This window comes from Alkalibacterium olivapovliticus (genome assembly GCF_003003275.1).
Classification (GTDB): Bacteria; Bacillota; Bacilli; order Lactobacillales; family Carnobacteriaceae_A; genus Alkalibacterium; species Alkalibacterium olivapovliticum.
This window is the reverse complement of record NZ_PVTO01000041.1, coordinates 1-13,457: the sequence shown is the minus strand read 5'-3', so window position 1 is coordinate 13,457 and position 13,457 is coordinate 1. Positions and strand designations below refer to the sequence as shown.

Sequence of the window (13,457 nt, the reverse complement as noted above, 5' to 3'; positions counted from 1 at the left end):
CTAACTCTTCTAGTTTATCAAATAGAACGAAAGTATGGGATAAAAGTGCACATTATTATCTAGCAGTAACTGCATAATACAGTTTAGCAGTCACAAATATAACAGTGCAATAATAAATTGTACGTTCCTGGATGTAAAAACAGCCCTCTCCTGTGAAAACCGATGACTTGATAGCTGACTTCATCACTCACTAGAAATATAGAGTAAGTGAAAATAATGAATATTGCATCCCAATAGAGCCACGTGGCTCAAACTGTCCGCAATACTCAAATAAGTTGTCTTTCTTATTTTCTTAGTTTTTAAACGTAATGTAAGGAAAGATTATAGGAAGGATTTTTTATGGATCTCTTAATCATAATGAAATCTGGCACAATGACAGATATACTAAATGTACTAAGGCTACAAAAGCTGAACTACTAATATTATGGAGGTACTTTTATGAGAGAACACAGTGAGCAAATAGAGCCGGTCCGTCTTCGTCTGGAACTGGTTTCAGACTATCAGACTAGTAATGATAAACTGATAATGAAGAGGTACGGTGAGTCATTGACAGGAGACAGTATTATTAGAGAACTAATGATTCCTTCTGACATGACACTTCATGCGCTGCATTATGCAATACAAAAATTATTCGGCTGGCAAAACTCCCATCTCAGGCAGTTTGTTCTTCCAGAAGAGGTCTATTCACAACTGACGGGTCAAACTGTAAAGGGCTGGTCAGATTTGGTGGGTGTTTTGTTTCAGGCGCCATCAGAAGCAGAGCATGACTTATACTGGGATGACGACTATGAGTCCGGCAGTTTTGCTGTCTGGTTAAGGAAAAGATATACAGGACCCTATTCATTTGAAGGGTATTATGAACAGTATGAAGCAGCTAGACAGGACATAGAAGACATGCTGGACCATTTTAAAGAGATGGAAGTAAGAGAATCATTTTCTGATTATTTGGCCAGGAAAGAGAAAAATCAGGATACTGAGCCTGAAAAAGCAAGAAAGGCTTCACTCATTGATTTGACAATAGACGAGCTCCATGCTTCTATCGCTATGGAAAGCGGAACTGAAAGCCTGCTTGAAAAACTGGTCGTCGCAGATATTCTGGCTTCAGATGATGAAGATAGGAATGGAGAAGGACTATCCGTTATGGATGATGTAGGTGGAATGAGTGGATATGCCAGGTTCTTACAAACCATTTATGAAGGAGAAGACAAAGAAGAAGCAGCCGATTCTCGTCGATGGGCAAAATACATGGGCTGGAATCAGAAGAAGACTGTTCCGAAAAAGATGCTGTAAAACTGAGATTTTCTATTTTATAATGAATATATAGTATGGGTATAGTTGAATCATAGTCATGCAAATGAATTAGGCAGCTCACTTGGGTATGCTACATTTAAAGAAGTGATCGAGAATCCAAGCCACGAAAATTTCGAAGCTACAATGGAGTGGGTCAATTATTACTTTGATTTATTGAAAGAAAATGACAGCGTCGAGAAAATTAATGAGCGACTAGTTTTGAGTTTGAATACGACAATAGTGTTTGATGTGTATTTAGCAATAAGGTGTGAGTGAATAGGAGTATGTCAGAGAAATTAGTTATTCAAATGTATCTTTATAGTGAGAAAAGGATGGACGGATGATAAATTTAACACAGTTCGAAACACAGATCAATTCAACCATTTTAAAACGCGGGAAGCAATATTATAAACTAGGCTTTGTAGAAAAAATGTATCAGACAGAGTATGATTCATTTGAAGCTGACATATTTGGAACGTATGTGTACAAAGTGAAAATAAAACTAAATAAACAAGAGGACATTCAATCGTCTTGTACTTGTCCATATGACTTTGGCCCGATATGTAAACATGAAGTGGCGGCTTTTTATACACTGCGAGACCTTTTTGAGAAAGGGCTCTATATTGAAGGATCTGAAGAATTTCAAACGAATGATGAGCAGTCAGTTGAAACACTATTAGATTCTTTATCAAAGGAGGAGCTTGTCCGGTTTATCCTGCAGAGAGCAGAAAATGATTCGAGTATGGCACATCATTTACGTTTTCAATATGGCGAAAGGGCTCCTGAGGATGAGTTAGCCGAAAGTAAACGAGTGCTGCAGGCTATAGAAGAAAAACACAGCGATCATAAAGGTCATTTACGTCATGGAAGAAGTGCCGATTATGCTTTAGAGATGGAGCAGGTACTTAATAGGACGGTCAACATTAAAAATCCTTTGATTTCCTGTGACATTGCTTTGTTAGTCATGAACCAGCTGCTGGAATTACTGGAATACTTTGAAGATGATGACTGGACTCTTGGAGAAATAGTGGATGATTGTATAAGAGTAGTGAAATCTATTTCGACCAGCGAGTTAAGTCTTGAGGATAAAAAGACAGTATTTAACAAAATCGTTAAGGAACTGGATCATAATGAAGTGCCTGTGTGGGACGAATTTCAGGAGGGGTTATTTGAAGTCCTTGACGGTCTGGCAGAAGATGAAACTATCTACGAAAGCTATGTTCAGGAGTTGATGAGTCGATTACAACAAGGACATACTTGGTCGACAAAATACAACAATGAACGCTACCTGATCAAAGTGTTTCGTATGATTGAAAGAAGAGGCGATGAAGACGAACAGATGCTCTTCTTATTGAACAACCTTGAATATGAAACCTTCAGAAAAAAGGTGATCGATCACTATTTTGACCGGAAGGATTATCTTCACGTCATTCAATTAACTAGAGATGGTGAAAAGCAGGATAAGCACTATACAGGGAAAGTAGAAATGTGGAAAGATTTAAGATATAAAGCGTACAAGTCTGCTGGTATGCATGGTGAGCAAATAACATTAGGGGAAGAGCTCTTCTTGTCTGGAAATTTTGACTACTACAATGAATTAAAAGTCTTATACAAAGATAATGAACAAACCCTTTATGAAGAACTCAAGATGAAATTGAAAAAGAACGCCCAGTTTCTAGGCTATAATCAAACTTATCTGAGATTAATTAAGGAAGAACAGGATGTGCCTGCCTTAGCTGAAGTAGTCACCAGCAATGTCAGGTATGTTCGGGAATATGCTGAGTATTTAAAAGATACTCATGAAGATTTAATTGGTCTAGCATACAAACACCTTATCGAGCAAGAAGCGTCTATGGCTACAAATCGATCAGGTTACAGAGCAGTGGCTTCATTGATCAAGGAATGCAGTAAAGTATTGAATGAACAAACAGCTAAAGAAATGACTGAAAAGGTACGGAAAATGTACAGAAGGAAATCTGCTTTTATGGATGAGCTTAATAAGGCGAAATTATAGAGAGTAATCTGAAAATATAGCATGGTTTGAGTGGTGAAACTCAGACCATGCTATTTTAATTTATAGAAAATAGAGACTTAGAGTAAGCGATCTGGATTCAGTTGAAGGGAATTTGTCTAATCGTGACAAGTTTGATCGGAAATCAGCGCTGCTTGTCACGAATACACGGAATCTAGAGAAGTTTGATCTAAACTCAGTGCAACTTGTTCCGAATAACACCTATTCTTGACAAGTTGAGTAAAATAAAACGAGAACTTGTCATGAAAAGCTAAATGAACTGGCCTGAATGAGTATGAGCAGACATAAAACTGAATTTTAAAGGTGAGTTTCATTCTTTTAATCCTAGATTAATCAGCGAGTGATAGTATAATGAAATAGACAACGGGTTATGGAGGGAGAACAGATGCGCTTACTATTAGTTGAAGATGAACCTGAGTTGAATGAGATTATCGCCAAACGATTAAAAAAAGAACATTATGGTGTCGATCAGTGTTTTGATGGGGAAGAAGCCTGGGATTACATTGAGTTTACGGAGTATGATGCCATTATTCTGGATATCATGCTGCCCAAAATAGATGGAATCGAATTGATGAAGAGGATCCGATCACAAAAGAAAGATACACCGGTCATTATGCTGACAGCAAAAGATTCTACGGAAGACCGCGTGAAAGGGCTGGATTCAGGAGCGGATGATTACCTCATCAAGCCCTTTGCTTTTGATGAACTGCTGGCACGTATTCGGGTTCTTTTGAGAAGGCATACCGGGCAGACGAGCAATACTATGACGTTAGCTGATCTGGTCCTGGATACAGATAAGAAGACCGTTAAAAGAGGAGAACAGGCGATTATTCTGTCGAGTAAAGAGTACGCCATTTTAGAGTACATGATGCATAATCAGGGCATTGTGCTTTCAAGGGATAAGATTGAGCAGCATATCTGGAATTACGATTATGTTGGCGGGTCGAATATTGTAGATGTCTACATCCGTTATTTAAGGGTCAAGATCGACAAAGACGCTCCCCGAAAACTGATTCACACAGTCAGAGGCATGGGATATGTCATGAGGGAAGACCATGACTAAACTATCGATTAAAGCAAAAGTCACTCTCTGGTATGCCTTGCTCATGATATCCGTTATCGGTTTAGTGCTGGCTGTCATTTTCTATGTGGGGAATACAGTTCTGACTTCTTCTATAGAAAGCCGCCTGTTTGAGGTGGTTGAAGAAAGTCTTCAGGAAATAGGGTATGATGAGGGCGATTTTGAGGTCGAAGAGGAGAACTGGATGATCGAAGAGGGGGTTTACCTTTCTTTTTATACAACGGACGGTCATTTTATAGATGGAAATACGGCGCCGAATTTCACTTACAATGTGGCGTTTTCCGCAGGTGAAATTCAGACGGTGTCGATCGCAGGCAGCGGATGGGCAGTGTATGACCGCCTGATTTATATTGACGGGTACGGGAATGCATGGATACGGGGAATTGCTTCATTTTCCGAGGCGGAGTCGACTATCCAGACAATGGTCAATGTCTCGCTGATCATCCTGCCTTTTATGGTCATCATTGCCATAGTCGGAGGGTATTTTATTACGAGAAAAGCCTTTTCGCCGGTGAGAAAAATTATGGATTCCGCTGAATCGATTACAGATGGAAATGAATTATCCAGACGCATCAATCTGGGCAAAGGAAAAGATGAGATCTACACGTTAGCCAATACCTTTGACCGTATGTTTGACCGACTGGAAAATTCTTTTGAGACAGAAAAACAGTTCACTTCTGACGTATCACATGAACTGCGGACACCGATCGCAGTCATTATTTCTCAATGTGAATATGCTCTGGAAAGTGCAGAAAGTGAGCAGGAGTTATTAGGTGCCCTGAAAGTCATCATGGGGCAGTCTCAGAAGATGTCCCGGCTGATTGCCCAGTTATTGTTTCTTTCCCGTTCAGACCGGAAAACGCAGCCGCTGACAATCGAAGAGGTGAACATGAGTGCGTTGACAGAAGTGGTTATTGAAGAGCAGAAAATACTGGCGGATAAAAATAATATTACGATTCATCAGGAAATTGAACCCGATCTTATTCTTCAGGCTGATGAAACGATGATTATGAGCATGCTGATCAATCTGATTACCAATGCAATAAAATACGGCAAACAAGACGGGTATGTCTTTGTACAATTAAGGGAAACGGGGAATCAAATCGAGGGTGTCATTAGAGACAATGGGATCGGCATCAGCGAATCCGATCAAAGCAAAATCTGGACCCGCTTTTATCAGGTCGATACGGCCAGAACATCTGAAAAAGAAGGCGGCATCGGTCTGGGTCTGGCCATGGTCAAATGGATCATCGAATCACACAAAGGAACGATTTCTCTGGAAAGCGCACTAGCAAAAGGCAGCACCTTTACATTTTCACTTCCCAAAAAATAAGAACCAGTGAAACCTCTCATAGAATTCAGACTTATAAACCTTTTTTTAAAAAACATTCAGCTTTAATGTTCGTTTAATCTTCAGAGCCTAAACTAATGACTATAGATAAGAAAGTGAGTTGAATGAGAGCAAACGAAAGGAGCTTGAAGTCTTATGAATTAATGAGGCGAAGGTAGCGGTAAAGTTGAATGGAACTTATTTAAAAAAGGGAGAGATGCAAAATGAACATGACAAAACGAATGAAGCTGATGCTGGTATCTTTATCATCGGTAGCGTTGATGGCTGCCTGCGGTGATGGTGGCGCAAATGACTCACTGGGGACAACGCCTGTTCCGCCGGAAACGACAGAAGAAACAGAAACGGATGATACTGGAGACGCGACAGTAGATGAAGGTGCCGAAGAAGGTACAGCAGAAGAAGACACGACTGAGACAGATGACAGCACTAGTGAAGAAGGAACGGAAGATGCAGATGATACAGGAGTTACGGATGACTCAACCGATGCTTCTGATGCACAGGTAAGCGATCCGGACAGTCCGGGAATCGAGAACATCGAGTTTCCGATCAGTGTCCAGGATGCCATCGAGATCTTCAATAATGAATTCGGCAGTCCCAATATAGATGAGATTAAATTTGAAAGAGACGACGGCCGTTACGTCTATGACTTTGAAGGCTGGGACGGAGAATTCGAATATGAAATGGAAATCGATGCCCAGACCGGAGAAATTTTGTCTCAAGAAACTGAAGCTGATACAGATCATGATGACATCCTTGATCTGGACGGCATAATCAGTCCGCAGGAAGCGATGGCTATTGCCCTTGAAGCAGCAGGATCAGGGTACGTTGAAGAATGGGATCTTGAGCTGGAAGACGGGTTTACTGTATACGATGTGGACATCGAAGGCGGTGAAGATCAGGAAGTCGATGCTCATACTGGTGAAATCCGTTAAATTAGTTTTTTTCAAAAAGAAAAGAGGGTCTCATCATCAGGATGGGACCCTCTTTTTCTGCAGATTAATATAATGTCGGGACTGTTTTTAGTTGAAATTTTTCGTTTCCGAAAAATGACCGCTTATTGTAAGGAGTCAGCGAGTTTTAACCGGTTACTCCTGAAGATTAACGCCTAATCTTCAGGAGTAGCTCGAGATTACGATCTTACTTCTATAGAAAACCCGGAATCTTCAGAAGTTGAGAGAATAATTGCTGTAACTTCTGAAGATAATGTCGGTTTAACTATAATATGAGCCTCTTCCAGCGAGACGAGTGTGGTAGTTATTTAAAAAAATGCAGTTCCAAATACAGATTCCGGATGAACTGCACATTCGTCCACATGACACTTGAAGTCACTGTATTGTTAATCTGGCACGGCCAGATTTTACGTCATTGGAAATGCGATAAGTAAGAACTTAACTTTACCGTCACTCATTTTACGGGTTAAATAAAATGATCTCGATCTAAAAAGTCTTTTTTCCAATGTGCAGTCCTGAACGTGTCATTTATGTCTTCAACGATTACTTTCCAGTCAGGATTCTTTAAGTCTATTTCATCATCGAGCATTTCCATCCGACTATCCTCAGGTGGTGTATCATTTTTAGCTTTTATACAAAGGGGATAAAGCGTATGTGGTTCTGGTTCTAAAATCTTCTCTAACACAATGTCATGATCCCAGTTGTCACCGAAGTCATAAGTGTATAAAGCACGGTCTTTTTCCATCTTGAACCAGGCTGATAATTGTTCTTCCTTTTCATGTAAAAAACGTGGAAATCCAAAATCGATCGACTGAGCGAGGGGACTGTTCATATGAAACAAAAGAGAATCTTTCGCATCGAATGAACCACCTTCAGGTAACCCAATTCGTATGTTCGAGCTTCTTTCTCCACTGGTTTTGCGTATCTCAAATTCATGCAAATGATAGCCTAACCAATCAAAAGAAGCCATTAAAACATAGTGCAGCTCTTCAAAGGTAGACTCACTCTCTATTTGAATCCTTCTCCATACAGGTATGCCAACGTCCTTTAAAGTGACTTTAAACTGATAAATCATTTTAACACCATCCTCGATCAGTATTGTTTACTTGTTATCTGCAAAGAATCAAAATGCCCTATGCTTCTTCTGATGCTCTTTCTTCAGCTGGAGATAATCTTCATCTCACTTCAAATAGTAAGTCTGAACCTGCATTTTGTCAATCGCTTTTCCGTTACCGTTGTATTTCTTCCTCATTCATTAATGGCATAATGCTGAACTCTGGTGTATCCCAGCTGGAAAAATGTTCTCGCCATACCCATCCCGATAAACTCTCCCTCTTTTCGATGATTCAGGAACAGCATAAAAAAAATATCTTATCTCTTAAAAAAATAAATTCAGCTGTGACATAATACTAATAAGGAACAGGTGTTTGTTTTTATTTGTTCGGTGCCAAAAAAAGGGCGTTCGATTGATAGACATTTTTAGTAAGCAAAAAATGACCGCTTCATCAAAGAAGTAAATAGGACCAAAAAAGACACTTCATAATGAGTGTCTTTTTTGCTGAGAAATGAACTGTTCACATTTTAATATTAGATTTTACTTAAAAAAACTGTTTATTTCTCCAAAATCAGTTCTTTTTCGTCCGAAATACATTATTTGTGTTATTTCGTCTGCTAAAACGACTGTTTCGGTCTTTTGAATGAGAAGACACGTCCGTCTATATTAAAGGTGTACAAGGCCTTGTGCAAAACTAAAACAGAAGATCTTCGTAAAGGGAAAACTAATGAAGAGACAATTAACAGAAGAACTGGAGCATGACTTTTTCTTTGTGCACAGAAGTATTGTGTATGGGGTGCTGAGAAAATGCGGGATAGGGTTTAATCATCCGGACTATGATGATTACGTTCAAGTCGGATTACTGAAACTGGTGGAAGCCTATGAAACGTTCCCAAGTGACTTGAATCAGGAGGCTTACTTTTATCAGTTTACCGGATTTGCTTTTCAGAAAATCAGGTGGGCTGTGATAGATGAAATGAGAAAGAGTATTAAAAATGGAGAAAGAGAACTGCTGCTGGGTGAGACTCTGGATCAGTCATTACCACAAGCAATGATTGAGCCTGATTCAGACTGGCTTATTTGGGAACTTCTGCCGTCTATGATGGACTGTCTTGCACCTAAAGAACAACTGTATCTGAAAGATGCGGCAATCGAACAGCTGTCTATCAGTGAAATAGCCAAAAAACAGGGTGTGAGCCGTAAGACAGTGTATGAATGGCGGAAACGGACAGCTGCTAAACTCGCACATTTCAGAAACGTACTTGAACATTAATCCTATGGAGAAAGAAGGAAAAAAGTTGAGTAAAACCATTATAATCGATGCAGGACATGGCGGAACAGATCCGGGAGCAGTAGGATTTGGTATCAAAGAGAAAGACTGGACCCTTGAGATCAGCAGGTATCAATATGAACGGTTAAAAGAGATTGGGGCAAGGGTGTACATGACAAGGCAGTCAGATCTCTCACTTGATCCGACACAGCGGATCGCACGGATTAAAAATCAGTATGATGTCTGTGTATCAAACCACTGGAATGCATTCAACGGATCAGCACGGGGAGTGGAAACCATTCATTCCGTGCATGCGCGGGCTGCCTTTGCGAAGGACCTGGCCGATGCAATCGTTAAAGTGACCCGTCTTCCATTACGCCGGGTGTTCACCAGAGAAATCAGAAAAGGGGCAGACTACTACTTTATGCACCGGCTGACAGGCAGAACAGAAACAGTGATCATTGAGTACGGATTTATTGACAATCGCCTTGATCATGAAGCTTATACTCAAGGTGACCTGTTTATAGCAGCGGGAGAAGCAGTGGTGAAGTGCATCTGTAGAAAAATAGGGGTTCAGTACATTAAGCCAGGCAATAGTAAAAATCCGCATACTGTATTAAGCCAGCCTGATCCTGATTCAACATATATCGGTAAAAGAGTGGAGAGCATTCATGACGGTCAGCTTCGGTTTTACAATAACCCCAGCTGGAGTGATGAAGATGTGTTTGGCTATGTGACTAAAGGGCAGGGATTTCCAGTTATCGTGGACAAAGTGTCAGTCGGAAAAGCTTAGCAGTATAAGGTGAGGAATTCAGCCGGAGCAGTATTCTACATTACGGCAAGTCCCATATACGTTCGAGTGGTTTAAATAGGGTAAAACAAGAGGTGCTGAATGAACCATACTCATTCAGCACCTCTATATTTTGAAAAATTAGTTGAAAATCGTTAGGTTATTCACAAATGAACCTACTTGTTCACACTCACTTGTCCATTTTTGGCAGCCGAAAACTGCTTCTTGCCTCGTCAAGGTAGGGAGTGTCTTCTCCTAAAATGGTAGAGAGACTCTTCTGGGCATTATAAAATGTCATAAACTGGAAAAAGTCATAGGCAGTAAAGCTGGGAAGCTGATATGACACCCGCTCCAGACGCTGGTGCACGAGATTTTCCCGATAAATTCTGTTCCGACTGACATCAAAGTGATTGAACAGTCCTTCAACCAGCTTTGTCTGAGTAAAATAGAGGTGTGAGGCAACGTTCAGCTGTTTTTCAAAGCCCACATGAGTGGTATCCTGTGTCAGAATAGGGTGCTGTTTTGTAAAAAGAGTCAGCTTTTTGTCAGCTGAATTAAAATTAGAATTAGCAACATGATGCAGGGCATACCAGCTGGCTGGTTTTTTACTGGTTCCCCGGTCGGGCACAAAATACGTTTCGCCTAGTATGTATGGCAGACTGCGCTTATACCCCAAAGATTCTCCGAAGAGTTTCATGCAGGAGTATGGAAAGTATTGGGAGTCAAAATAGCGGTTCATAATGACAGTAGTTGTTTCCGTCGATTTTTTGGGTGAATCATTCAGCTGATACATGATTGAATTATAAGGTGTTTCTTCTCTGTCACTGATATCCATCACATATTTTGTATTAAAAGATGATTAAACAGTTGACAGATTCAATGTGAGCACTGATTAGAAAGGCGAAATGAACCAATGTCATCGTATATTAATTAGACTTATAAGCCTCTATATGTTTTAATCATATTATATGCAAAAATAATATCGAGATAAACGAGGAGAGTAGAAATGAAAAAAGTCAGAAAAGCAGTTATTCCTGCAGCTGGGTTTGGCACACGGTTTTTACCTGCTACAAAAGCGATGCCGAAAGAAATGCTGCCGGTTGTAGACAAACCGACGATTCAATATATCGTTGAAGAGGCGATTGCCAGTGGTATCGAAGAAATATTGATTATAACAGGTAAAACTAAACGGGCTATTGAGGATCATTTTGACCATTCAGTAGAGCTGGAAGTCGAACTGGAAAAGAAAAACAAGACAGAATTACTGGAATTAGTTAATAATATTTCCGATATGGTCGATATTCACTATATTCGTCAGAAAGAAGCTAAAGGACTGGGGCATGCTATTTTATGTGCCAGAACCTTTGTAGGCGATGAACCATTTGCCGTCATGCTGGGTGATGACATCGTGCATACTGAAGAGACACCCTGTCTGAAACAGCTGATCACTTGTTATGACGAGTATCAGTCCAGTGTCTTGGGCGTTCAGACTGTTAAAGAAAAAGATGTGGACAAGTATGGTATCGTAGATGGGAAACAGCTGGCAGACAGAGTTTACTCTGTTAATGGATTAATTGAAAAACCGTCAGTGGAAGAAGCACCATCTAACGTTGCGATACTGGGTCGCTATGTTATTAACCCTGCGATTTTCGAAATTCTAGCAGAAACTGAGCCAGGAAAAGGCGATGAAATACAATTAACAGATGCGCTTAAAGAATTGGCTTTGCAGGAAGACATGGTCGCTTATGACTTTGAAGGGAAACGATACGATGTAGGGAACAAACTTGGCTTCCTGCAGGCTACGGTTGAGACCGCACTTAGACGAGACGACTTGAAAGATGACTTTATGAAGTATTTGAGAACGATCGTGAGCGAAGCCTAAAGTCGTTTTATTTATGCTATAATGACTCCATTTAACAGACGAAATGGATCATTGTAAGAAGTTACTGTATTAAAATTAGGAACTACTGAGGATTAGGTGATAATCCTCAGTAGTTTTTTTAATGAGACATTTACTTTTAATGAATGTTATTTTACTTCAGAAGTTTTCTAAAAAGGGAGGTCAGCTTCCGAAGATAAAGTAAATTCAACTGTAATATGTACTTCTTCCAGCAAAAGGAGACACCTTTGTTTCATATGATGATTTTCGCATGCGAAAATTACCCCTTATTGTAAGAAGTTGAGATGTATTTAGTAGAAACTACTGAAGATTAATAGCTAATCTTCAGTAGTTTTTTCGAATGAAAGACGTACTTCTTATGAATCCAAATTTACTTCAGAAGTTGACAGTAAAGACGGCTTAACTACTGAAGACAAAGTGTGTTCAGCTGTAATAAGAGCTTCTTCCAGAATAATGAGTGTGAAAGTTGGAGCTTAAAACGTCCTGTATTCTTGATACTGACCAGACACTCCCGCACCATAGGTAAATCAAATGTTTCGTTATCTGTTTTTCAGGAAAAAGCAGTCTGTATTCTTCCACACTCCTTAGAATTGCCTCAGATGTCTTTTCTCGACAGCCACAATTTGAGCATATACGGAATTGTCTTGAGGCAGTAAAGTCGAATGAAAAACAGTCAGGGCACAAGATTCCTTTTTTCAGTTGAGTAAATTCATATTCAGGTAAATTAGACGGACGGTAACAGTCATCATGAAGGCTGACAAGTTTATCAGCCATTTTAAAGCTTGATTCTGAAAGAAACGGGGCATTATTCTTTATATCTTTAAAATGGTTTGCCAGCTGTCCTGAAAATATAACTGAATCCATTTTTGGGAGAGAGTAGATATAAAAATCTGGATTGATATAGACGACGTAAGTTGAGATAGTCTTCTGATTTCCATACTTAAGGAGTAAGTTGTGTAAATACGCTTTTTTTCTGTCAGCTTGTGCAGAATGACTTTGAATAATATGACCGGATTCAGAATAGAGATTTCCATCTCTAAAGTGAAATGTCCCCGAGTAATTCTTAATCTCATATAGGTAGATGCGGTCAGTAGTGATAAGTAAGGAGTCAATCTGATAATAAGTATCTGACGCCTTCAAAAGCAAATCATTGATGACCAGTCCATCTATACAAGCTCTTTTCAACTCGTTATCAAATTGCTTCTCACCATTAAATCCTTTGACCTGATTTTCAAACTGTGTCTTCTCACTAGAGGACAATATCTTCCGGAAATTTAAGGATTCAAGAATTCGGTATTGGACTGATTCGGTACGTTCTTTTAATATCATGTATTATTAAGCTCCTTCTGTTTAGTCTTCTCTATTAATATAGTCAAAAGAAATGAAAACTCACTAAATTTCTTTGATTTATCGATCAAAAGCAGTAAAGTTTTAAAGAAAGTAGGATAAGAAATAAGTGATACACATAGAAAGAAGGAGAAATTACTGAAATCGTAATTTGTTACGCAAAATTCATAGTATTAGGAGTAAAAATAAACAAATTATTTTTAAATTGGATTAAAAAAGTATGGAATCTTAAGAAGTATACATATTCCTGAATAATTCATAGCTCTATAATTTAAGCTGGTTTCTTGAATAAATTAATCGTTCTTGGAAAAATTGGGAATTTTTCTACAAAATAGTGCGTTCTCGAAGTAGATCTTAACTAAATGAATCTTCTTACGATTCTCTTGTTTGTT

General features: G+C 39.3%; 13 protein-coding genes. 9 read left to right on the top strand and 4 right to left on the bottom strand.

The window, feature by feature from the left end:
* Positions 1–438: 438 nt before the first annotated feature.
* The 6 genes from CLV38_RS12765 to CLV38_RS12740 all read left to right on the top strand — a co-directional run bounded on the left by CLV38_RS12765 (position 439) and on the right by CLV38_RS12740 (position 6,686).
* A complete protein-coding gene (locus CLV38_RS12765; RefSeq protein ID WP_106196271.1) occupies positions 439–1,290 on the top strand; it encodes an IS1096 element passenger TnpR family protein in 852 nt (283 codons plus the stop codon).
* Between the two features lie 45 nt (positions 1,291–1,335).
* Positions 1,336–1,566 (top strand): hypothetical protein, encoded by a 231-nt coding sequence (locus CLV38_RS12760; RefSeq protein ID WP_106196269.1) that lies wholly within the window; start codon positions 1,336–1,338, stop codon positions 1,564–1,566.
* A gap of 64 nt (positions 1,567–1,630) precedes the next feature.
* Positions 1,631–3,304: an SWIM zinc finger family protein gene (locus tag CLV38_RS12755; protein WP_106196267.1), complete on the top strand. Its 1,674-nt coding sequence runs from the start codon at positions 1,631–1,633 to the stop codon at positions 3,302–3,304.
* Positions 3,305–3,707: 403 nt separating this feature from the next.
* Positions 3,708–4,385: a response regulator transcription factor gene (locus CLV38_RS12750; protein ID WP_106196264.1), complete on the top strand. Its 678-nt coding sequence runs from the start codon at positions 3,708–3,710 to the stop codon at positions 4,383–4,385.
* Positions 4,378–5,736 carry a sensor histidine kinase gene (locus CLV38_RS12745; RefSeq protein ID WP_106196262.1) on the top strand — a complete coding sequence of 453 codons (1,359 nt, stop codon included), beginning with the start codon at positions 4,378–4,380 and terminating at the stop codon, positions 5,734–5,736. The genes CLV38_RS12750 and CLV38_RS12745 overlap by 8 nt, the downstream gene beginning before the upstream one ends.
* Positions 5,737–5,957: 221 nt before the next feature.
* Positions 5,958–6,686 (top strand): PepSY domain-containing protein, encoded by a 729-nt coding sequence (locus CLV38_RS12740; RefSeq protein WP_106196260.1) that lies wholly within the window; start codon positions 5,958–5,960, stop codon positions 6,684–6,686.
* Positions 6,687–7,170: 484 nt separating this feature from the next.
* Here CLV38_RS12740 and CLV38_RS12735 read toward each other — a convergent pair whose 3' ends face one another.
* Together CLV38_RS12735 and CLV38_RS14260 are read right to left on the bottom strand one after the other, a co-directional pair.
* Positions 7,171–7,779, bottom strand: a complete 609-nt coding sequence (locus tag CLV38_RS12735) for a plasmid pRiA4b ORF-3 family protein (protein ID WP_106196258.1) — start codon at positions 7,777–7,779, stop codon at positions 7,171–7,173.
* A 173-nt stretch (positions 7,780–7,952) separates the two neighbouring features.
* Positions 7,953–8,063, bottom strand: coding sequence for a DUF4385 family protein (locus CLV38_RS14260; RefSeq protein WP_106196255.1), 111 nt, complete (start codon positions 8,061–8,063; stop codon positions 7,953–7,955).
* 422 nt (positions 8,064–8,485) lie between these two features.
* Between CLV38_RS14260 and CLV38_RS12725 the strand changes: the two genes are divergently transcribed.
* Complete coding sequence (locus CLV38_RS12725; RefSeq protein ID WP_106196253.1) at positions 8,486–9,031, top strand: sigma-70 family RNA polymerase sigma factor; 546 nt, start codon at positions 8,486–8,488, stop codon at positions 9,029–9,031.
* Between the two features lie 25 nt (positions 9,032–9,056).
* Positions 9,057–9,821 (top strand): N-acetylmuramoyl-L-alanine amidase family protein, encoded by a 765-nt coding sequence (locus CLV38_RS14115; RefSeq protein ID WP_211295484.1) that lies wholly within the window; start codon positions 9,057–9,059, stop codon positions 9,819–9,821.
* Between the two features lie 187 nt (positions 9,822–10,008).
* Here the strand turns inward: CLV38_RS14115 and CLV38_RS12715 are convergent, their stop codons facing one another.
* Positions 10,009–10,653: a hypothetical protein gene (locus CLV38_RS12715; protein WP_106196251.1), complete on the bottom strand. Its 645-nt coding sequence runs from the start codon at positions 10,651–10,653 to the stop codon at positions 10,009–10,011.
* 171 nt (positions 10,654–10,824) lie between these two features.
* Between CLV38_RS12715 and galU the strand changes: the two genes are divergently transcribed.
* Positions 10,825–11,700 (top strand): UTP--glucose-1-phosphate uridylyltransferase GalU, encoded by an 876-nt coding sequence (galU, locus tag CLV38_RS12710; protein ID WP_106196249.1) that lies wholly within the window; start codon positions 10,825–10,827, stop codon positions 11,698–11,700.
* A gap of 441 nt (positions 11,701–12,141) precedes the next feature.
* On the opposite strand, the gene CLV38_RS12705 is transcribed toward galU, so the two are convergent.
* The gene (locus CLV38_RS12705) at positions 12,142–13,047 is read right to left on the bottom strand and encodes a nuclease-related domain-containing protein (protein WP_106196247.1); all 906 of its coding nucleotides are present in this window, start codon (positions 13,045–13,047) and stop codon (positions 12,142–12,144) included.
* Between the last annotated feature and the right edge of the window lie 410 nt (positions 13,048–13,457).

Bases quoted from the DNA above. Each gene is read 5' to 3' on its own strand.
- CLV38_RS12765 (WP_106196271.1), top strand. From the start codon at position 439: ATGAGAGAACACAGTGAGCAAATAGAGCCGGTCCGTCTTCGTCTGGAA.
- CLV38_RS12755 (WP_106196267.1), top strand. From the start codon at position 1,631: ATGATAAATTTAACACAGTTCGAAACACAGATCAATTCAACCATTTTA.
- CLV38_RS12750 (WP_106196264.1), top strand. From the start codon at position 3,708: ATGCGCTTACTATTAGTTGAAGATGAACCTGAGTTGAATGAGATTATC.
- CLV38_RS12745 (WP_106196262.1), top strand. From the start codon at position 4,378: ATGACTAAACTATCGATTAAAGCAAAAGTCACTCTCTGGTATGCCTTG.
- CLV38_RS12740 (WP_106196260.1), top strand. From the start codon at position 5,958: ATGAACATGACAAAACGAATGAAGCTGATGCTGGTATCTTTATCATCG.
- CLV38_RS12735 (WP_106196258.1), bottom strand. From the start codon at position 7,779: ATGATTTATCAGTTTAAAGTCACTTTAAAGGACGTTGGCATACCTGTA.
- CLV38_RS14260 (WP_106196255.1), bottom strand. From the start codon at position 8,063: ATGCTGTTCCTGAATCATCGAAAAGAGGGAGAGTTTATCGGGATGGGT.
- CLV38_RS12725 (WP_106196253.1), top strand. From the start codon at position 8,486: ATGAAGAGACAATTAACAGAAGAACTGGAGCATGACTTTTTCTTTGTG.
- CLV38_RS12715 (WP_106196251.1), bottom strand. From the start codon at position 10,653: ATGGATATCAGTGACAGAGAAGAAACACCTTATAATTCAATCATGTAT.
- galU (WP_106196249.1), top strand. From the start codon at position 10,825: ATGAAAAAAGTCAGAAAAGCAGTTATTCCTGCAGCTGGGTTTGGCACA.
- CLV38_RS12705 (WP_106196247.1), bottom strand. From the start codon at position 13,047: ATGATATTAAAAGAACGTACCGAATCAGTCCAATACCGAATTCTTGAA.